Source organism: Sphingomonas sp. 4RDLI-65 (assembly GCF_049472435.1).
GTDB lineage: Bacteria > Pseudomonadota > Alphaproteobacteria > Sphingomonadales > Sphingomonadaceae > Sphingomonas.
In genome coordinates this window covers 67,926-86,190 of record NZ_JBCEBT010000002.1, presented here as the reverse complement: position 1 = coordinate 86,190, position 18,265 = coordinate 67,926, and the positions used below count along the sequence as shown (strand labels likewise).

Here is an 18,265-nt window from a genome sequence, read left to right as displayed (position 1 = left end):
GCGCGTAGTTACTGCGACCTTTCCAATTGGGCCCCGGCCTCCGCCGGGGTGGTTAGAAGTTGCCGGGGTGGTTAGAAATGGCCGGGGTGGTGGTCAGTCTCCAGATAGCGCCGATCGCCGAACTACTGCCCCTCGTCAGGCCCTTGTTCTTCTTCCGGCGGCCTCCGGTCATCCCGGGGGGGCGGGCCTTCTTCGCGGTCGCGGCGGGAGGGGCCGACGGAGATGGTGCCGTCCTCGCCCATCTTCAGGTTGAAGCCGAGGCCTTCGATTTCGCCGCCCAGCGGCAGCATCGCATTGTCTTGGTCGTCCGACGGCAGCGCATCCGGGTCGACTTCCTCGACTGCCGGGGCAGGGGCCGCGACCGGTGCGATGCCCAGCGCGCTCTGCATGAAGTCGCGCCAGATTCGTGCGGGGATGCCGCCGCCCGACAGGCCGGGGTTGGAGGAATTGTCGTCGTTGCCGACCCATACGCCGACCACCAGATCGCGCGCGAAGCCGACGAACAGCGCGTCCTTGTTGTCCGACGTCGTGCCGGTCTTGCCGAACGCGTCGACCGTCAGGTTCGCGCCGCGGCCGGTGCCGGTGCGGATCGAGGCGGCGAGCAGGTCGAGCATCTCGTCGTGGATCTTGCTCGGCATCTCGGTCGCGCCGCCGGTCAGCGACTGGTACCAGCCCTTCTCGCGGACGTCGGCGAGGCCGCGCGGCTGGACCGGATATTGCTCGCGCGCGATCGCGGCATAGGCGGCGGTCAGTTCGAGCAGCGATACGGTCGAGGTGCCTAGGCCGATCGTCGCCTCACTCGGGATCGGCGTCGAGATGCCGAGATCGCGCGCCGCCTTGATCACCGCCTTTACGCCGACCTGTTGCGTGAGCCGTGCCGCGGCGACGTTGGACGAGCGCGCGAAGGCCTGGCGCAACGTGATCGTGCCCTGATAGCGGCCGTCGCTGTTCTTTGGGGTCCAGTCGCCGATCGTTACCGGGCGGTCTTCGATCGTCGAATCGGGCGTCATGCCCTGACGCATCGCGGCGAGGTAGACGAACAGCTTGAAGGTCGAGCCGGGCTGACGGCGTGCTTGCGTCGCGCGGTTGAAGGGGCTTTTCGCGTAGTTCTTGCCGCCGACCATCGCGACGACCCGGCCGTCGGGACGCATCGCGACCAGCGCGACCTGTGCTTCACGCAGGCCGGCGCGCGCGACGGTGCGCTCGGCGGCGCGTTGCAGGCGGGGATCGAGCGTCGTCTGGACGGTCGCCTCGGTCTTGATCTCGCCCGCCTGGTCGCGCGCTTCGGGCAGGATCCAGTCGGCGAAATAGGTGCCGTTGGGGAGCTGCGACGGGCGGCTGCCGAGCACGCGCTGCGGCTGGACCGCGTCGCCTTCCGCCTTGGTGAGGAAGCCGGCGTCGACCATCGCGCCGACCACGACGGCTTCCCGCTTGCGCGCGCCTTCGAGGTTGGAAGTGGGGGCGAGGCGGGACGGGGCCTTGACCAGTCCGGCGAGCATCGCCGCTTGGCCCACGTTCAGCTTGTCGGGGGTGCGGCCGAAATAATGCTTGGCGGCCGCGCTGATCCCGTAGGTGTTGTCGCCGAAATAGACGTTCGAGAGATAGCGCGAGAGGATTTCGTCCTTCGACAGCCATGCCTCGAGCCAGAAGGCGATCATCGCCTCGCGGATTTTTCGCGTCGCGGTGCGATCCGAATCGAGGAAGGCGTTCTTCGCAAGCTGCTGCGTGATGGTCGAGCCACCCTGGCGCACCCCGCCCGAGCCTAGGTTTGCCCAGGCTGCGCGGGCGATGCCGCGCGGATCGATGCCCCAGTGCGAATAGAATCGCCGGTCTTCGATCGCGAGGAACGCCTGCGTCACGTGCGGCGGGAGCTTGGCCGCGTCGACCGACTTGCCGATGATCGCGCCGCGACGGGCGATCGGCGTGCCGTCGTCCGCGGTCAGCGTGATCGAGGGCGGCGTCGGCGGCTGGAGCGACTTGGACAAGGGTGCGGTGATCGCCAGCCAGATGATCGCGATCACCAGCAGGACGATGCCGATGCCGAAGCCGCGCAGGATCCAGCGGCCGATCGGGCGCTTGCGCCGCGGTACGCGCGCGGCGGCGTAGGGCGGCAGCGCGTCGCGGTCGCCATACGGCTCGGGCTCGTCGCCGTCGCGCTCGCGATCGTATTTCTGGCGGAGGCGTTCGCGTTCGGTGATCAGCCGCTCGCGCTCATACGCATAGGGCTCGCGGTCGCCGCTTGAGCTGGAACGGGTGGTGTCGAAGGGATCGGGGCGCATCGGTCGTTCCAGCGGGTCGGCCAAGCGGCGGACATCGGGTGTATTATCGTTCTATGACAGCTCGGGCAAGCGTATGTGCACGCGCCCGGCCTTTGCGCATGCTTAACGTGTACAGGGGCTTAGCGACAGCGCCGGTGTGATCGGTGCGCGAAGACGTGTCGAACGGCGGTTGTCATCGCACCGGGAAACGGGGAAGAGCGATGCCATGACGTTCGAACAGGATGAACCCGTGGCCGCTTCCGATACTCTTCCCCCCGCCTTGCCGCTGGTCGTCGGTATCGGCGGCACGATCGGCGGCGTGTCGTCGACCGAGCGCGCACTCCGGATCGCGCTCGATGCGGTCGAGAAACAGGGCTATCGCACGCAGATGTTCGGCGGCGCCGACATGGCCCGCCTGCCGCTCTACGACCCGAAGGCGACGACGCGCACGCCCGACGAACAGGCGTTCGTGGCGGCGGTGCGCGAGGCGTCGGCGGTGATCATCGCGAGTCCCGGCTATCACGGCAGCATCTCGGGCGTGGTGAAGAACGCGCTCGACCTGCTCGAGGAGACTGCGCGCGATCCCGAGCGGCCGTATCTGGCGGACATGCCGGTCGGGCTGATCGCCACGGCGTATGGCTGGCAGGCGACCGGGAGCACGATCGCGGCGCTGCGCTCGATCGTCCATGCGCTGCGCGGGTGGCCGACGCCGTTTGCGGCGGCGATCAATACGCAGGTGACCAAGTTCGACGACGAGGGCGGGGCGAACGATCCTGCGGTGATCGAGCAGCTGCGGCTGGTGGGGCGCCAGGTCGCTCGGTTCGCGCCGCTGTCGGAGCCGGCGAACTAACGGCGACTCCTTCGATCCTCCCCCGCAAGGGGGAGGTGTCGCGACGCGACGGAGGGGTATCGCCCTGCTGAGAGCGGGTCACCCCTCCGTCTGGCAAGGGCCAGCCACCTCCCCTTTCAGGGGAGGATTACCCGGTCGTTACTTCAGGCCGCCGCCCAGCGAGCGGTAGAGTTCGACCGCGTTGGTATCGCGCACCAGTCGCGTCGCCAGCAGGCTCTGCTGCGCGGTGTAGAGCGAGCGTTGCGAATCGAGCGTGTTGAGGAACGGATCGATCCCGGCGCGGAAGCGGAGTTCCGACAGCTTGAACGCGCCCGCCGCGTTATCGCGCAGCGAGGTCTGTGCCTCGAGCTGGCCATTGATCGTGCCGCGCCGCGCCAGGGCATCGGCGACCTCGCGGAAGCCGGTCTGGACGCTCTTCTCATACGTCGCCAGCATCGCGTCGCGCGTCGCCTTGGCGTAGTTGAGATTGCCCTTGTTGCGGCCGAAATCGAAGATCGGCTGGGTGATCGTCGGCGCGACCGACCATTGCTGGCTGCCGCTGCCGAACAGGTTCGACAGGCCGAGGCTGAGCGTGCCGAACGCCGCGGTGAGCGAGATGTTCGGGAAGAACGCCGCGCGGGCCGCACCGATATTGGCGTTCGCCGCGATCAGGTTATGCTCGGCGGCGGCGACGTCGGGACGGCGCAACAGCACTTCGGACGACAAATTGGCGGGAAGATTCTCCAGCGTCGGCGTCTTGTCCGGCATCCGCATCGGGAGAAGATCCTGCGTCACCGTCGTGCCGGCGAGCAGGTTCAACGCGTTCTGGTCCTGCGCGATGAGCGTGGTCGCATCGGCGATGTCCGAGCGGGCCTGATCGTAGGTCGTGCGCGCCTGGCGGACCTCGAGTTCGGAGGCGATGCCGATGCGGAAGCGGTCCTGCGTGAGCTTCAGCGTCTGGCCGAATGCGCGTTCGGTATCCTGGGCGATCTTGAGGCGATCCTGGTCCGCGGCCATCGACAGCCACGCGGTCGCAGTCTCGGCGATCAGCGAGACCTGTGCGGCGTTGCGGTTTTCCTCGGCGGCGAAATACGCCTCCTGCTGCGCCTGGGTCAGGTTGCGGATGCGGCCGAAGAGATCGATCTCCCACGCGGAGACGCCGACGGTCGCGGAATAGATGTCGAAGCGACCTGCGCCTGCCGCCGCGCCGCCGCCCGCGCCGGCGCCGATCGCACCGACCGGGGACTTCTGATACGTTGCGCTGCCGGTGCCGCCGATCGTCGGGAACAGATCGGCGCGCTGGACGCGGTATTGCGCGCGCGCCTGGGCGACGTTGGCGACCGCGATGCGGACGTCGCGATTGTTGTCGAGCGCGAGACGGATCACGCCGCGCAGGCGATCGTCGGTGAAGAACGCCTCCCACGCGGTGTCGGCGGGCACGATCGCGCTGGCCGCATCGCCCGCCGCATACGCGGGGCCGGTCGGTCCGGTCGGCGCCACGGGAAGCTCCGGCCGGACGTATTTGGGGGCCAGGTTACAGCCGGCGAGCGTGAGCCCGGCGGCAAAGGTGAGCGCGGTGCGGCTGGAGAGCTTGAGCATGGACATCTGGATCAGGCCTCCTGCGGCCGCTGGTCGTGGGGCGGCGTGGTCGTGCCGTCACGGTTGTCATCATCATGCGCACGGTCGTTCCGCGTGTCCGCCTTGTCCTGCTTGAAGACGCGCTTCACGAGCAGGAAGAACAGCGGCACGAAGAAGATCGCGAGGACGGTCGCGGACAGCATGCCGCCGACCACCGCCCAGCCGATCGCGTTCTGGCCGCCGGCGCCGGCACCGCTCGACAGTGCGAGCGGCAACACGCCGAAGATGAACGCGAACGACGTCATCAGGATCGGGCGAAGGCGAAGCTTCGCCGCCTCGACCGCGGCATCGGCCGCGTTCATCCCGTCGCCCATCTTCTCCTCGGCGAACTCCACGATCAGGATCGCGTTCTTCGCCGCCACGCCGATCGTCGTGATCAGCCCGACCTGGAGGTAGATGTCGTTGTTCAGGCCGAAGATCATCGCCGCGGCGACCGCGCCGAGGACGCCGAGCGGCACCACCAGCAGGACGGCGATCGGGATCGACCAGCTCTCGTACAGCGCGGCAAGGCAGAGGAACACGATCAGCAGCGACAGCGCATAGACCGTGGTCGACTGGCCGGCGGACAGGTTTTCCTCGTAGCTGAGGCCGGTCCATTCATAGCCGATGCCGGGGGGCAGCTTGGCCGCCATCTCCTCCATCGCCTTGATCGCGGTGCCGCTGCTGACGCCCGGTGCCGGCGAGCCCATGATCTCGAACGAGGCTACGCCGTTATAGCGTTCGAGTCGTGATGGGCCGTACTGCCACTGCGTCGTCGAGAAGGACGAGAACGGTGCCATCGCACCGCTGGTGGTGCCGCGGACGTAGAAGTTGCCGAGATCGGCAGGCGAGGTACGGAACGGTGCGTCGGCCTGGACATACACCTTCTTCACGCGACCACGGTCGATGAAGTCGTTGATGTAGGCGCCACCGAACGCGGTGCTGACGGTGGTGTTGATGTCCGCCTGGCTGAGGCCGAGTGCGCCTGCTTCGGCCTGGTCGACGTTCAGTTTCAGCTGTGGCGCATCCTCCAGGCCGTTCGGGCGGACCTGCATCAGGCGCTTGTCCTGGCTGGCCATGCCGAGCAGCATGTTGCGCGCCTCGAGCAGCTTCTCGTGCCCGACGCCGGCATTGTCCTTCAGCATGAAGTCGAAGCCGTTGGCGTTGCCGAGTTCCTGCACGGCGGGCGGCACGAAGCCGATCACCATGCCGGCGCGGATCCCGGCGAGCGCCTGGTTGGCGCGCGCGGCGACCGCGGCGACGGTGTTCTCGGCACCGCTACGATCCTCCCACGGCTTCAGCTGGATGAAGGCGAGGCCGACATTCTGGCCCTGGCCGACGAAGCCGAAGCCGCTGATCGTGAAGATGCCCGCGACGTTGGCCTTCTCGTCGACGAGGAAGTGATCGCGCAGCTTGTCCATCGTCCGCGCGGTTTCCTCCATCGGCGTGCCCGTAGGCATCGAGACCTGGGCGAACATCAGCCCCTGATCTTCCTCGGGGAGGAAGCCCGACGGCAGGCGCACGAAGATGAAGGCCATCGCGACGACGATCACGGCATAGACCAGCATCGTGCGGACCCAGCCTTTCTCGACGCGGCGCAGGCCGTTGCCGTATTTGCCGACGCCCTTGTCGAAGGTGCGGTTGAACCAGCCGAAAAAGCCCTTCTTCTCGCCGTGATCCTGCTTCGACGGCTTCAGGATGGTGGCGCAGAGCGCGGGCGTGAGGATCAACGCGACCAGCACCGAGAGCACCATCGACGACACGATCGTGATCGAGAACTGGCGGAAGATCACGCCGGTCGAGCCGCTGAAGAACGCCATCGGCAGGAACACCGCCGACAGCACCAGGCCGATACCGACCAGCGCGCCGCTGATCTCGTCCATCGACTTCTTGGCGGCTTCCTTCGGCGAAAGTCCCTCTTCCTGGATCAGTCGCTCGACGTTCTCGACGACGACGATCGCGTCATCGACGAGCAGGCCGATCGCCAGCACCATGCCGAACAGGGTCAGCGTGTTGATCGTGAACCCGGCCGCGTACAGCACGCCGAGCGAGCCCAGCAGCACCACCGGCACCGCGATCGTCGGGATCAGCGTGGCGCGGAAATTCTGAAGGAACAGGAACATCACGAGGAAGACGAGGACGATCGCCTCGACCAGCGTATGGACGACCTGCTCGACCGACAGCCGCACGAAGGTCGAGTTATCGACCGGGAACGCGACCTTGACGTCGGACGGGAACTGCTTGGCGATCCGGTTCACCTCGGCCTTGACCAGCTTGACGGTGTCGAGCGCGTTCGCGCCCGGCGCCAGCTTCACGCCGAAGCCTGCCGCCTGCTTGCCGTTGTAGCGTGCCTGGAAGCTGTAGTTTTCCGAGCCCATCTCGACACGGGCGACGTCGGCCAGCTTGACGGTCGCGCCGCTGGTTGCCGACCGGACGATGATCGCGCGGAACTGTTCGGGCGTCTGCAACCGCGACTGTGCGGTGACGGTGGCGTTGAGCGACTGGCCCTTCACCGCCGGCAGACTGCCGACCTGACCCGCCGAAACCTGGGCGTTCTGCGCGGTCAGCGCCGACGTGATGTCGGTGACGGTGACGCCGAGGTTCGACATCTTGAAGGGATCGACCCAGATGCGCATCGAATATTGCGCGCCGAACACCTGCGTGTCGCCGACGCCCTTGATGCGGCTGAGCGGATCCTGGAGCTTCGAGGCGATCATGTCGCCGAGATCGACCTGATCGTGCGCGCCATTCTCGGAATAGGCGGCGATCACGAGCAGGAAGTTGGCGGTCGCCTTGGTCACGCGAAGACCGGCCTGCTGGACTTCCTGCGGCAACAACGGCGTCGCCTGCTGCAGCTTGTTCTGCACCTGGACCTGCGCGATGTCGGGATCGGTACCCTGCTCGAAGGTGAGCGTGATCGCGAGGTTGCCCGAGCCGTCCGAAGTCGAGGCGAAGTAGCGAAGGTTGTCGATCCCCTTCATCTGCTGCTCGATGATCTGTGTCGTGGTGTTCTCGAGCGTCTGCGCGTCGGCGCCCGGATAGGACGTCGCGACCGTCACCTTGGGGGCGGCGATCTCAGGGAACTGGGCGATCGGCAGCTGACGGATCGCGAGGATACCCGCCAGCATCAGGATGATGGCGATAACCCATGCGAAGATGGGTCGATCGATGAAATAGCGTGACATGGGCGGTTACTTCCCGGCCTGCGCGGAGGTGTTGCCGGCTGCGGGATCGCCGCCCGCTGCGGCGCCACCGGGGGCAGCGCCGGGCGCACCGGCGGGCTTGCCGACCTGCTGCGGGGCAGCGGGCTTGACGGTCGAGCCGGGGCGCAGGTTGAGCAGCCCCTCGACGATCAGCTTGTCGCCTGGCTTCAGGCCGCTGGTGACGATCCACTTGTCGCCGATCACGCGGTCGGTCGTGACGTTACGCTGTTCGACCTTGTTCTGCGCGTTGACGACCAAAGCGGTCGCACCGCCGCGCGGATCGCGCGTGATGCCCGCGGTGGGCGCCATGATCGCGTTGCGCCGGGTGCCCTCGACCAGTTTCGCACGGACGTACATGCCCGGCAGCAACAGACCGTTGGGGTTGGGGAAGCTCGCACGCAGCGTGACCGCGCCTGTGGTCTGGTCGACCGTGACTTCGGAGAATTGCAGGCGGCCCTCGATCGGATAGGTGCTGCCGTTGGGAAGGATCAGCTGGACGCGCGCGCTGCCGTCGCCGCGGGTCACGCCGCCGGTCGCCATCGCCTGCTTGAGATCGAGCAGCTGGGCTGCCGACTGCACGACGTCGACATAGACGGTGTTGGTGCGCTGGATCGTCGCGAGCGGATCGGTCTGGCCGGTCTGGACGAGCGCGCCGACGGTCACGAGCGACCGGCCGATGCGGCCCGAGATCGGCGCCTTGATGCGGGTGAAGCCGAGGTTGACGCGGGCCGACTGGACCGCCGCCTGCTGCGCTGCAACATTGGCGCGCGCCTGCTGGGCGGATGCGGTGGCGTTGTCCGCCTCCTGCTTGCTGACCGCGTTGAGCGCGACGAGCTGGCCGTAGCGCTGGGCCTGGAGGCGGGTCGCGTTGATCTGCGACTGGGCGGCGCCGAGCTGGCCCTGCGCACTGGCGAGAGCCGCGCGGTAAGGCGCGTCCTCGATCGCGTAGAGAACCTGGCCCTTGCTGACCATCGCACCCTCGGTGAAGAGGCGATCGCGGACCACGCCGCTGACCTGCGGACGCACTTCGGACGTCTCTACGGCAGCGATACGCCCTGGCAGTTCGGACGTGAGCACGACCGGCTCCTCGCCGACGGTGACGACACCGACGGTCGGCGTCGGCGGCGGCGGTGGCGCCTCTTCCTTGCTGCACGCCGTCATTAGCGCCAGCGCGACTAGGGCTACCGATCCCTTGAGGTTCAATCGCTGCATGTTGAGCATCCCGACGTTCGTGCAGATAGGTTGACCGGAATGAACGTTCATTCCGCTTGCTTGGCCGCTAGGATTGTGCGACCGGCGGGTCAACCAAAAAACGCATCGGGTATTTAATTTTGAGTGCAGTGCAGCATGAATTGGGTAGCCGGGAGCGCATCGTTGGCGCCGCCCGGCATCTGTTTGCGACTCAAGGGTTTCATCAGACCCCGATGTCCGAACTGGCTGTCGCTGCAGGGGTTTCGGTCGGTCAGATCTATCGCCTGTTCACGGGCAAGAACGCCGTCATCCAGGCAATCGTCCTGGAGGACGCCGCGGCGAAGATGGCCGAATTGCAGACGATGAACGACTCGGTAAAATGCGAGGGATTGTCGATCGAGGAGGGGTTCATCGAACTCGCGCGGCGCGCGCTGTCGAAGGGCGACGAGGCGTTGTCGTTCGAGATCATGGCGGAGGCGCACCGCAACACCGACGTCGCCGATACGATCGCCGAGCTGTGCCGCGGCTTTCGCCAGATGATCCGCGAACTCGCCTGCGTCGCCAATCCGGACTTGCAGGAGAACGAGCTGGAAGGGGCGGAGGAACTGATCCTCGCGTTCATGTTCGGGCTCGGCCACCGCACGCTGTCGCGGCCGCGGCTGTCGGAGGACGAGACCGCGCGGTTGACGGGGCGGATGATCCTGGCGGCTGTGCGTGCGCTTTAGGATAGAGCCGTTCGTGCTGAGTAGCGACCGAGTAGCTTCGCAGAAGCGTATCGAGGGCGCGTATCGAAGCATCGGTTTCGCGCGCTAACCTGTCCTTCGATACGCCCTCTCGATACGCGGCCATGCCGCTACTCGATGGCTACTCAGGACGAACGGTAGAAAGCACGAAAGGCGGATCAGTCCGTCTAGCTTGCGCCTTCTACCGTACCGCCGCGCGGAGGGTGGCGCGGACGCCGGTGTGGGCCGGGTCGTATTCGACGATCGTCTGGAGGCATTGCGCCATCGCCTTGATCAGCTTCGTGCCGAGGCCGGTGCCGCGCGGCGTCGCGTCTTCGGGGATGCCGCAGCCATCGTCTTCGACCGCCAGCAGGAAGATGTCGTCGTCGATCCGGCGCAGCGCGACGCGGACTTCGCCGCCGCCGGTCGGGTAGGCGTATTTGCAGGCGTTGGTGACGAGTTCGGTGACGATCACGCCAAGCGATACCGCGCGGTCCGTCGGCAGGCGGATCGGCTCGGCGGCAAGGCTGAGCGCGCGCGGGAGGGCGTCGGTCGACCAGGTCTCGGCGAGTTCGTCGACCAGCGCGCCTAGATATTCCTGCATGTCGACGCTCTCGACGTCGTTGCTGGTGTAGAGCCGGCGGTGGACCTGCGCGATCGCCTGGATGCGGCGTTGCGTGTCTTCGAGCGCTTCGCGGGCGGACGGATCGGTGAGTGCGGTCGCCTGGAGGCGGACCATCGCCGAGACGAGTTGCAGCGAGTTGGCGACGCGGTGGTTGACCTCACCGAGCAGCGCCTCGAGTCGCGCGTTGCTGGCGCGGAGATCGGCTTCGGCGGACGCCTTTTCCTGTTCGAGCAGCGCGCGCGCGCGAACCTGCGCGAACGAGGCGGCGAGCAGGTCGAAGAAATCCTCGCCGACGGTCTTCACGACGTAATCCGACGCGCCGGCCTTCAATGCGGCGACGGCGATGCGGCCTTCCTCGGAACCGGTGACGTACACGATCGGCGGGTGATCGGGCAGGCGGCGGAGTGCTTCGAGCGTTTCCAGGCCGTCCATGCCGGGCATGTAGTGATCGACCGCGATCAGGTCGAAGCGCTCGGCGGCGGCCTTGACCACGCCCTCGGCACCGGTCTCGGCGACGGTCATGCGGTAGCCGCGGCGTTCGAGCGCACGCGCCGCCAGCCGCCGGATGCCGGCGTCGTCGTCGATGTAGAGGACGCTTGGCTCGCTCACTCGGCGTCGGGAACCTGGATCACCGAGAGGAACAGCCCGAGCTGGCGGATCGCCTGCGCGAAGCTCTCATAGTTCACCGGCTTGGTGATGTAGACGTTGCAGCCGAGATCGTAGCAGCGCTCGATCTCGATCTTGTCGTCGGTGGTGGTCAGCACGACGACCGGCGTGCGCTTGAGCGGGCTGCCCTCCGCCTTGATCCGCGCCAGGATATCGGTGCCGCTCATGTCGGGCAGGTTGAGATCGAGCAGGATCATCGCCGGGCCGCTTTTCGCCGGGCCGTCGACCGCGTTGAACAGGAAGTCGAGCGCGGTGGTGCCGTCGGTGAAGTGCTTGATGTCGTTCAGGATGCCGGCGCGACGGATGTTCTTTTCGATCAGCCGGGCATGGCCCTCGTCGTCCTCGATCATGACGATCCCGACGGTCTGGTGCTGGTTCATGCCTTGATGTCCTGAATCGTCAGTTCGGTGGGAAGATTGAGGCGGAAGGTGGCACCGTCGCCGAGCGTCGACTGCACGTCGATCGTGCCGCCGAGACGATAGGCCAGCGCGCGGACATGCGCGAGTCCGATGCCTTCGCCGGGCTGATCCTGCGCGCCCGACCGGCGGAACAGGTCGAACACGCGCTGGTGATCGCGCGGATCGATGCCGCGGCCATTGTCGACCACCGACAGGATCACGCGGTTGCGTTCCTTGTGCCCCCTTACGACGATCTCGCCGGGGCGGCCGGGTTTCAGATACTTGGTGGCGTTCTCGATCAGGTTCGACAGGATCTGTTCGAGCGCGAGGCGATCGGTGACGACCGCCGGGATCGGCCGCTCGACGCGCACGACTGCGCCGCGATCGTCGATCACGTGCTGGATCGACCCGATGATCGTGTCGACCAGTTGCGCGGGGTCGACATGCTCGGGTGCGATCGTGCGACGGCCTTCGCGCGACAGCTTGAGGATGGCGTTGATCAGCCGGTCCATCTTCTGCGTCGAGGTGCGAATGAAGCCGATCGCCTCGGGCAGGTCCTCGCGCGCCGCCAGCCGGGCGTCCTCGGTCAGGATGTGCGGCGCCTCGGCCTCGGCGCGATCGACCAGTTCGGCGAGCGGCCCGGCGGCGGTGGCGAGTTCGGCGGTGAAGCCCATCACGTTGACCAGCGGCGAGCGCAGGTCGTGGCTGACTATATAGGCGAAGCGCTGGATTTCCTCGTTCGCGCGGCTGAGGTCGGCGGTGCGCTCCGTCACCTGCTCCTCGAGCGTCTCGTTGAGATCGCGCAGGCTGTCGCGCGAGGTGGCGAGATCGGCGGTGTAGCGGCGGATCACCAGGATCGCGAGGATCGCGACCACCAGCAGCAGCGCGGCGGCGAGCCCGGCGACCGAGAGGAATAGCGCGCTGGTCTGTTGCTGGCGTCCGCTGCGGATCGCGAGCAGGCGGACCTCGTCGGCGGCCATCGCCTGCAATCGGTAGCGGATGCCGCGCATCAGCGGCACGCTGGCATCGACCGCGAACCGGCGCTGGGCCTCGGCGATCCGGCCGCCTGTGACCAGCGCCATCGACTGCGCCCTGAGCGCGCGCAACCGGATGAAGCGCGGCTCGATCAGGTCGAGCCGTGCGATCTGGTTGGGATTGTCGGCGGTGAGGCGGCGCAGCGTGGCGATCGACGGTGCGAGGTTGCCCGCGCTCCGGGCGTAAGCATCGGAGAACAGGGGCATCCCGGTGAGGAGGTAGCCGCGCCGCGCCGTCTCCGACTGCTCCATCTGGCTATGCAGCGTGGCGACCGCCTGGCGGACGTCCTGGGTGTGGAGGATCTCGGCTGTATAGGTGCGGTTGCGGACCGTGATCCAGCCGATCGCGATCGCCGCAGCCGCCAGCGCGACGAAACCGAGCGTCATGAAGGCGACCAGCCACCGCGCGACCCGACCTTCGGACGAGGGCAAATTCAAGCGTACGCGCACCATGGACTCGCGCTGTAAGGGAGTGCCGATCGTTACACCAGCGATACTGCCTTGCCGCAGAGCAATCGGGGGGGATCAAGTTTTACAGCAACAGGTCCTGCGCGCTGGCCTTGCCGACGCGGCCGCCGCCGCTGCGGCGGTCCATCTCGTGGTTGGCGGTGAAGCGGATGTCGGGGTCGCGGTCGGTCATGAACGCCATCAAGGTCTCGTGATCGAGCTCGGACCATTCCTTGCCGCGGTCGGGGCCGTAGCGCACGCGCGGGATGAGGCCGGGATCACGCGACCATTCGAGCAGTTGCGCAAGGCTCGCCTCGTTGAGCATGTCGCGGAGGTGGAACGCGGTGACGTAGGCGTCGGGGAACGCGCGGTGTGCGGGCAGGCCGCGCTCGTGCTCCATGCCGTGGGGTTTGCGCCAGTAGCGCAGCACCTGGTTCGAGAAGCTCGGGCTGTCGGGCCAGAGCCGGAGCGCGCATTTCCAGGTGCAGATCCATTCGGCATCGCGGGTGAGCGCGGGCGTGCAGAATTTCTGCTCGAAATCGGCGCGGTGTGCCGCGAGCGCCAGCCGGCGCGGCCAGGGGTCTAGCACCTGGCGGGCGCAGTCGTGCCAATACGGCGCGTCGGCGACATGCTCGTCAAGGATGTGGTGGATCGCCTGCGTGATCGGCGGGATCAGCCGGCCGGGATTGACCAGCAGGCTGCCGCCTTCGCCGTAGATTTCCCAGCGGCCGTCTTCGCCGAGCGCGACGTCCTGCCAGCCAATTTCGCAGACGCCGTGTGCGGGCGGGGCCGAGCCGGTGGTCTCCAGGTCGACGACCCGGATCATCTGCGGCTGGGGTTTGGGCTTGGGGTAGGGGGGCGCCATGCCCGCCATGTGGGGACAAAAGCGCGCTTAATCCAGCGCGTATACGTCGTCCACGTCGAGTTCGCGGACACCGCGACGTTGGCGGGCGCGATCGACGAGTTTGCGCAGGCCCTCGCGGCGGTCGCGCGCCATCGGGATGTCGCGGAGGATGAACTCGCCGCCCGCGGTCGTGCGTTCAGTGGAGGTGAGCGTGATCGTGCCGATGTCGGTCATCTGGTTGAGCAGCGAATAGCCGAGGCGGACGTCCTTGATCCGATAGAGCTCGATCTCGTCGATCGTCTTGAACAGTATGCCGCGTCTGATGATCAGGCGCTGGTCGGTGATCTCGTAGGAGGCGCTACGGTTTTTCAGCCAGCGGATGCCGATGAGGACGAAGCCGACGCCGATCAGGCAGGTGAGGAGGGTGCCCCAACCGGCGAAGCTGCCGAGGAGCCAGCGGCGCGTGCTGGAGCGGAATTCGTCGACTGGGCGCTCCATTTGGGGGACTCCTTGGGGTGGTGGCGGGACGGTAGGCTGGGGCGATGGCGTGTCAATCATGTGTGGCTGTCGCCCTTAAACGGGCGCCATTCCCTGCCGTGTCGTCATCCCCGCGAAGGCGGGGATCCATATGCTCCGGACGGTTGCGATTCTCTTGCGAGGCTAGCCAGTCTGGGTTCCCGCCTCCGCGGGAATGACGGGGTGGCGCAGCCACTAGGTTGGTGCTCCATTCTGCGGGCAACCTTTCAACCTGCACCACCCCGGCGGAGGCCGGGGCCCAATTGGGTGACGTTGCTAACGATGGGTAGCTCCCCGTTATATCCACCTTTCCAATTGGGCCCCGGCCTTCGCCGGGGTGGTATTCTATTGAGCCGACGTTGTGCGGGTCACGCCACTCGCTGCGAGTTGCGCGTCGACCTCCGCGAGCAGCGTATCGAGCGCCGCCTGATCCTTCGCCTCCGCGCGTACCGTCAGCATCGCCTGCGTGTTCGAAGCGCGGAGGAGCCACCAGCCTCCCGTGGTCGTTACCCGCGCACCATCGGTGAGGTTCATCTCCGCGCCCTCCGACTTCAACCGCGCGATCACCTCGTCGACCACCGCGAATTTCCGCGTGTCCTCGACCGGAAAGCGCAGGTCCGGCGTTGCCACCAGCGCCGGCATCGCGTCGTGCAATTCCGTCAGCGAGCGGCCCGACAGATGTACTGCGCGGATCAGCCGCACCGCCGCGTATTGCGCGTCGTCGAAGCCGTAATATTCGCCGGCGAAGAACAGGTGGCCGCTGAGTTCGCCTCCCAAGGGCGCACCGGTGCGGGTCATTGCTGTCTTCATCAGGCTGTGGCCAGTGGGGGCCATCACCGGTTCGCCGCCCAGCTCGATGATTCGGTCGAACAGCGCTTGGCTCGACTTCACGTCGGCGACGATGGGCGCGCCGGGGTGCTCGCGCAGCGCAGGTTCGACCAATATGGAGAGAATCTGGTCGCCCCATATCACCCTTCCCAGCCCGTCGACCGCACCGATCCGGTCGCCGTCGCCGTCGAAGGCCAGTCCGAAATCGAGCTTCTTCTCCGCGACCAGACGTTTCAGATCGGCGAGGTTCGATTCTTCGGTGGGATCGGGATGATGGTTGGGGAAATTGCCGTCGACTTCGGCGAAGATCACATGATGCTCACCCGGCAGCAGTTGGACGAGCTTCTCGATCACTGGGCCGGCGGCGCCGTTGCCGGTGTCCCAGCCGATCCGGTATGCGCCGCCGGCATAACCCGCCATCAGGCGGGCGACATAGGCGTCGAGAACGTCCGCGGTCGTGACTTCGCCCGCGCCTTCGCTCCAGGCACCAGACGCGGCGAGCGTGGCGAGGCCCTGGATGTCGTCGCCGAAAAATGGCGCGTGGGCGTGCACCATCTTGAAGCCGTTATACTCGGGGGGATTGTGGCTGCCGGTTATCTGGATGCCGCCATCCACTTCTAGCGTGGCCTCGGCGTAATAGAGCATTGGCGAGGTACTGAGGCCGATCCGGACGACGTCGACGCCGCCGGCTGCGAGGCCGGCGACAAGCGCTGCTTCGAGTTCGGGGGAGGAGTTGCGGCCGTCATACCCTACGACCACGCGGTGGCCGCCAGCCGCGCGGATGCGGGTGGCGAAGCCGCGGCCGATCGCGGTGGCGTCGGCGGGGCCGAGCGCTTTGCCGACGATCCCGCGGATGTCGTATTCACGGAGCGAGGTCGGGTCGAACTGGTGGGTCATGGGCCTCTCGCTAGTCGTAGTGGTGCGGGAATAGCGCCCTACCACCGTCACCCCGGACTTGTTCCGGGGGCCACGGTGCCGCGAACTCACGACTATCGAGTGTGCGGAACGGTGGATGCCGGAACGAGCCCGGCATGACGGGGGGCTAGCGCGCGCGCTTCAGCAACAGGTCGCGCGCGGCGTTTACGCGGCGGGTCAGGTCGGTGGAGCCGCCGCGGTCGGGGTGGACGGAGGCGATCAGGCGGCGGTGGGCGCTGCGGATCGCGTCGGCGTTTGCGGTGCTGTCGATGCCGAGGATCGAGCGCGCTTCCGCTTCATCCGTCACCACACGCCGTTCAGATTTGGGTTTCGGCTTCGGGCGCAGGTAATGCCACGCCGCCCAGATAAACAGCGCGGCGACGATCCACTTCACGCAGCCACGTCCGGTGCGCGTTCGGCGACCACGTCCGGCAGTTGCAACGCGGCCATCATCTCGCGCAGTTCCTGACGCGCGGCGACGTGCGCGAGCCCCATGCTGCCGAACGCCTTGGCGTCGATCATCGTCAGGCCGGCGGGGAACATTTCGCGGTAGATCACGCGCTCGCCGAGCCCCGGGATGATCCGGAAGCCGACGCGCTTGGCCAGTTGCGCGAGTGCATCCGACACGCGGCGCATGTTGCGCGCCTCGATGTGCTGGAGGCGGTTGCGCAGGACGACCCAGTCGATCGTGGTGCCGTCGGCGCGTGCGCGCTGTTTCCGTGCGTCCCAGATCAGTTCGGAATAGAAGCTCGGTCGGGTCACCTGATACGTCTCGGGGTCGACCTGGCCGATCAGGTCGAAGTCGACAAAGCTGTCGTTCATCGGCGTGACCAAGGTGTTGGCCAGCGCCGCTGCGGTGCGCGCGAACGGATCGTCGCGGCCGGGCGTGTCGACGACGAGGAAGTCCGAGCCTTCGCACAGCGAGTGCCACAGGTCCTCGAACTGGTCTTCGCTCTGCTCCGACAGCGTCGCGTGGCGCGGCATCGGCAGGACCGAGCCGTTGCGCTTCATCGTCTCGGCGCGGTTGTCGAGATAGCGGCCGACGGTGCGCTGGCGGTGGTCGAGATCGAGACACGCGACGCGCGCACCCTTGGCGGCGAGCGCGATCGCGACGTGCACCGCGGTCGTCGACTTGCCGGTGCCGCCCTTCTCGTTGGCGAACACGATGACGTGCGTCGATACCGACGGGGCAACGTGTGGCGATGCGGGGGTCTGTTCGGGGCCCGTGGCCAACGCGCGTTTCCTTATTGATCGAGACTGTCACCCTTCATAGAAGCCGCGACCGCACTTATCGAGTAGGAGTTTCACGTGGACACCGTCCGGGACCTGAATGCGTTGCGCGCGAGCGTCGCCGCCTTTCGTGCGGCGGGGCAGCGCGTTGCGCTCGTCCCGACGATGGGCGCGCTCCATGCCGGCCATGTCGCGCTGATCGAGGCGGCGAAGCGGCCGGGGACGAAGGTGGTCGCGTCGATCTTCGTGAACCCGACGCAGTTCGGCCCGAACGAGGATCTGTCGCGCTATCCGCGGCGCGAGATGGCCGATATCCGCATGCTCAACGAGGCCGGGTGCGACCTGCTCTGGCTGCCGTCGGTCGAGACGATGTATCCCGATGGGTTCGCGAGCATGGTGCGCGTCTCGGGGGTGAGCGACGGGTTCGACGGTGCCTCGCGGCCGGGTCATTTCGACGGCGTCGCGACGGTCGTGTCGAAGCTGTTCAACCAGGTCGGGCCCGACGCGGCGTATTTCGGTGAGAAGGATTACCAGCAGCTGGCGGTGATCCGGCGGTTCGTCGCCGATCTCGACTTCGCGATCGATATCGTCGGGGTACCGACGCAGCGTGACGACGACGGCTTGGCGATGTCGTCGCGCAACATCTATCTCGACGACGAGCAGCGCAAGCAGGCTATCGCCTTGCCGCGCGCTCTGGGTGTTGCGGCGCGGGCGATCGCGAAGGGCGAGGATGTGGAGTCGGTGCTGGATGACGCGCGGACGACGTTGGTCGGGGCGGGGTTCACGATCGATTATGTCGCGTTGGCGGATGCCGAGACGCTGGCGGAGAACCCGGCGGCGGATCGCCCGCGGCGGTTGCTGGCGGCGGCGCGGATGGGCGCGACGCGGTTGATCGATAACATCGCGATAGACAGCCCGGGCGAGTTGTAAAAAACGAGCGTT

At 67.0% G+C, this 18,265-nt stretch carries 15 protein-coding genes; 3 read left to right on the top strand and 12 right to left on the bottom strand.

Annotation, left to right across the window (positions count from 1 at the left end; genetic code table 11):
* Positions 1–122: 122 nt before the first annotated feature.
* On the bottom strand, positions 123–2,279 hold the full coding sequence (locus VH567_RS05285) for a transglycosylase domain-containing protein (protein WP_423324981.1): 2,157 nt from the start codon (positions 2,277–2,279) through the stop codon (positions 123–125).
* A 205-nt stretch (positions 2,280–2,484) separates the two neighbouring features.
* Between VH567_RS05285 and VH567_RS05280 the strand changes: the two genes are divergently transcribed.
* Entirely contained in the window at positions 2,485–3,108 is a 624-nt protein-coding gene (locus tag VH567_RS05280) for an NADPH-dependent FMN reductase (RefSeq protein ID WP_423323884.1), read from the top strand.
* Positions 3,109–3,246: 138 nt separating this feature from the next.
* On the opposite strand, the gene VH567_RS05275 is transcribed toward VH567_RS05280, so the two are convergent.
* Genes VH567_RS05275 through VH567_RS05265 form a run of 3 tightly spaced genes read right to left on the bottom strand, consistent with a single transcriptional unit; the run spans position 3,247 to position 9,068 of the window.
* Entirely contained in the window at positions 3,247–4,686 is a 1,440-nt protein-coding gene (locus VH567_RS05275; RefSeq protein ID WP_423323882.1) for an efflux transporter outer membrane subunit, read from the bottom strand.
* A gap of 11 nt (positions 4,687–4,697) precedes the next feature.
* Positions 4,698–7,889: an efflux RND transporter permease subunit gene (locus VH567_RS05270; RefSeq protein WP_423323880.1), complete on the bottom strand. Its 3,192-nt coding sequence runs from the start codon at positions 7,887–7,889 to the stop codon at positions 4,698–4,700.
* 6 nt (positions 7,890–7,895) lie between these two features.
* Positions 7,896–9,068 (bottom strand): efflux RND transporter periplasmic adaptor subunit, encoded by a 1,173-nt coding sequence (locus VH567_RS05265; RefSeq protein ID WP_423324979.1) that lies wholly within the window; start codon positions 9,066–9,068, stop codon positions 7,896–7,898.
* A gap of 179 nt (positions 9,069–9,247) precedes the next feature.
* Here VH567_RS05265 and VH567_RS05260 point away from each other — a divergent pair, with 179 nt between their 5' ends.
* Positions 9,248–9,823, top strand: coding sequence for a TetR/AcrR family transcriptional regulator (locus tag VH567_RS05260; protein WP_423323878.1), 576 nt, complete (start codon positions 9,248–9,250; stop codon positions 9,821–9,823).
* Between the two features lie 199 nt (positions 9,824–10,022).
* Here the strand turns inward: VH567_RS05260 and VH567_RS05255 are convergent, their stop codons facing one another.
* The 8 genes from VH567_RS05255 to VH567_RS05220 form a co-directional block, all read right to left on the bottom strand.
* Positions 10,023–11,054, bottom strand: a complete 1,032-nt coding sequence (locus VH567_RS05255) for a sensor histidine kinase (RefSeq protein WP_423323876.1) — start codon at positions 11,052–11,054, stop codon at positions 10,023–10,025.
* On the bottom strand, positions 11,051–11,491 hold the full coding sequence (locus VH567_RS05250; protein WP_423323874.1) for a response regulator: 441 nt from the start codon (positions 11,489–11,491) through the stop codon (positions 11,051–11,053). The genes VH567_RS05255 and VH567_RS05250 overlap by 4 nt, the downstream gene beginning before the upstream one ends.
* The gene (locus tag VH567_RS05245; protein ID WP_423323872.1) at positions 11,488–12,996 is read right to left on the bottom strand and encodes a sensor histidine kinase; all 1,509 of its coding nucleotides are present in this window, start codon (positions 12,994–12,996) and stop codon (positions 11,488–11,490) included. The genes VH567_RS05250 and VH567_RS05245 overlap by 4 nt, the downstream gene beginning before the upstream one ends.
* A 79-nt stretch (positions 12,997–13,075) precedes the next feature.
* Positions 13,076–13,855, bottom strand: a complete 780-nt coding sequence (locus VH567_RS05240; RefSeq protein ID WP_423323870.1) for an exonuclease domain-containing protein — start codon at positions 13,853–13,855, stop codon at positions 13,076–13,078.
* A gap of 27 nt (positions 13,856–13,882) precedes the next feature.
* On the bottom strand, positions 13,883–14,332 hold the full coding sequence (locus tag VH567_RS05235) for a PH domain-containing protein (protein WP_423323868.1): 450 nt from the start codon (positions 14,330–14,332) through the stop codon (positions 13,883–13,885).
* Between the two features lie 363 nt (positions 14,333–14,695).
* A complete protein-coding gene (pgmG, locus tag VH567_RS05230; RefSeq protein ID WP_423323866.1) occupies positions 14,696–16,075 on the bottom strand; it encodes a phosphoglucomutase/phosphomannomutase PgmG in 1,380 nt (459 codons plus the stop codon).
* Between the two features lie 145 nt (positions 16,076–16,220).
* Positions 16,221–16,487, bottom strand: a complete 267-nt coding sequence (locus tag VH567_RS05225) for a DnaJ domain-containing protein (protein WP_423323864.1) — start codon at positions 16,485–16,487, stop codon at positions 16,221–16,223.
* A complete protein-coding gene (locus VH567_RS05220) occupies positions 16,484–17,326 on the bottom strand; it encodes a division plane positioning ATPase MipZ (RefSeq protein ID WP_423323862.1) in 843 nt (280 codons plus the stop codon). Before VH567_RS05220 ends, VH567_RS05225 begins: the two co-directional genes overlap by 4 nt.
* A 75-nt stretch (positions 17,327–17,401) precedes the next feature.
* Between VH567_RS05220 and panC the strand changes: the two genes are divergently transcribed.
* A complete protein-coding gene (gene panC / locus VH567_RS05215; protein ID WP_423323860.1) occupies positions 17,402–18,253 on the top strand; it encodes a pantoate--beta-alanine ligase in 852 nt (283 codons plus the stop codon).
* Positions 18,254–18,265 lie beyond the last annotated feature (12 nt).

Bases quoted from the DNA above. Each gene is read 5' to 3' on its own strand.
- VH567_RS05285 (WP_423324981.1), bottom strand. From the start codon at position 2,279: ATGCGCCCCGATCCCTTCGACACCACCCGTTCCAGCTCAAGCGGCGAC.
- VH567_RS05280 (WP_423323884.1), top strand. From the start codon at position 2,485: ATGACGTTCGAACAGGATGAACCCGTGGCCGCTTCCGATACTCTTCCC.
- VH567_RS05275 (WP_423323882.1), bottom strand. From the start codon at position 4,686: ATGCTCAAGCTCTCCAGCCGCACCGCGCTCACCTTTGCCGCCGGGCTC.
- VH567_RS05270 (WP_423323880.1), bottom strand. From the start codon at position 7,889: ATGTCACGCTATTTCATCGATCGACCCATCTTCGCATGGGTTATCGCC.
- VH567_RS05265 (WP_423324979.1), bottom strand. From the start codon at position 9,068: ATGACGGCGTGCAGCAAGGAAGAGGCGCCACCGCCGCCGCCGACGCCG.
- VH567_RS05250 (WP_423323874.1), bottom strand. From the start codon at position 11,491: ATGAACCAGCACCAGACCGTCGGGATCGTCATGATCGAGGACGACGAG.
- VH567_RS05245 (WP_423323872.1), bottom strand. From the start codon at position 12,996: ATGGTGCGCGTACGCTTGAATTTGCCCTCGTCCGAAGGTCGGGTCGCG.
- VH567_RS05240 (WP_423323870.1), bottom strand. From the start codon at position 13,855: ATGGCGCCCCCCTACCCCAAGCCCAAACCCCAGCCGCAGATGATCCGG.
- VH567_RS05235 (WP_423323868.1), bottom strand. From the start codon at position 14,332: ATGGAGCGCCCAGTCGACGAATTCCGCTCCAGCACGCGCCGCTGGCTC.
- pgmG (WP_423323866.1), bottom strand. From the start codon at position 16,075: ATGACCCACCAGTTCGACCCGACCTCGCTCCGTGAATACGACATCCGC.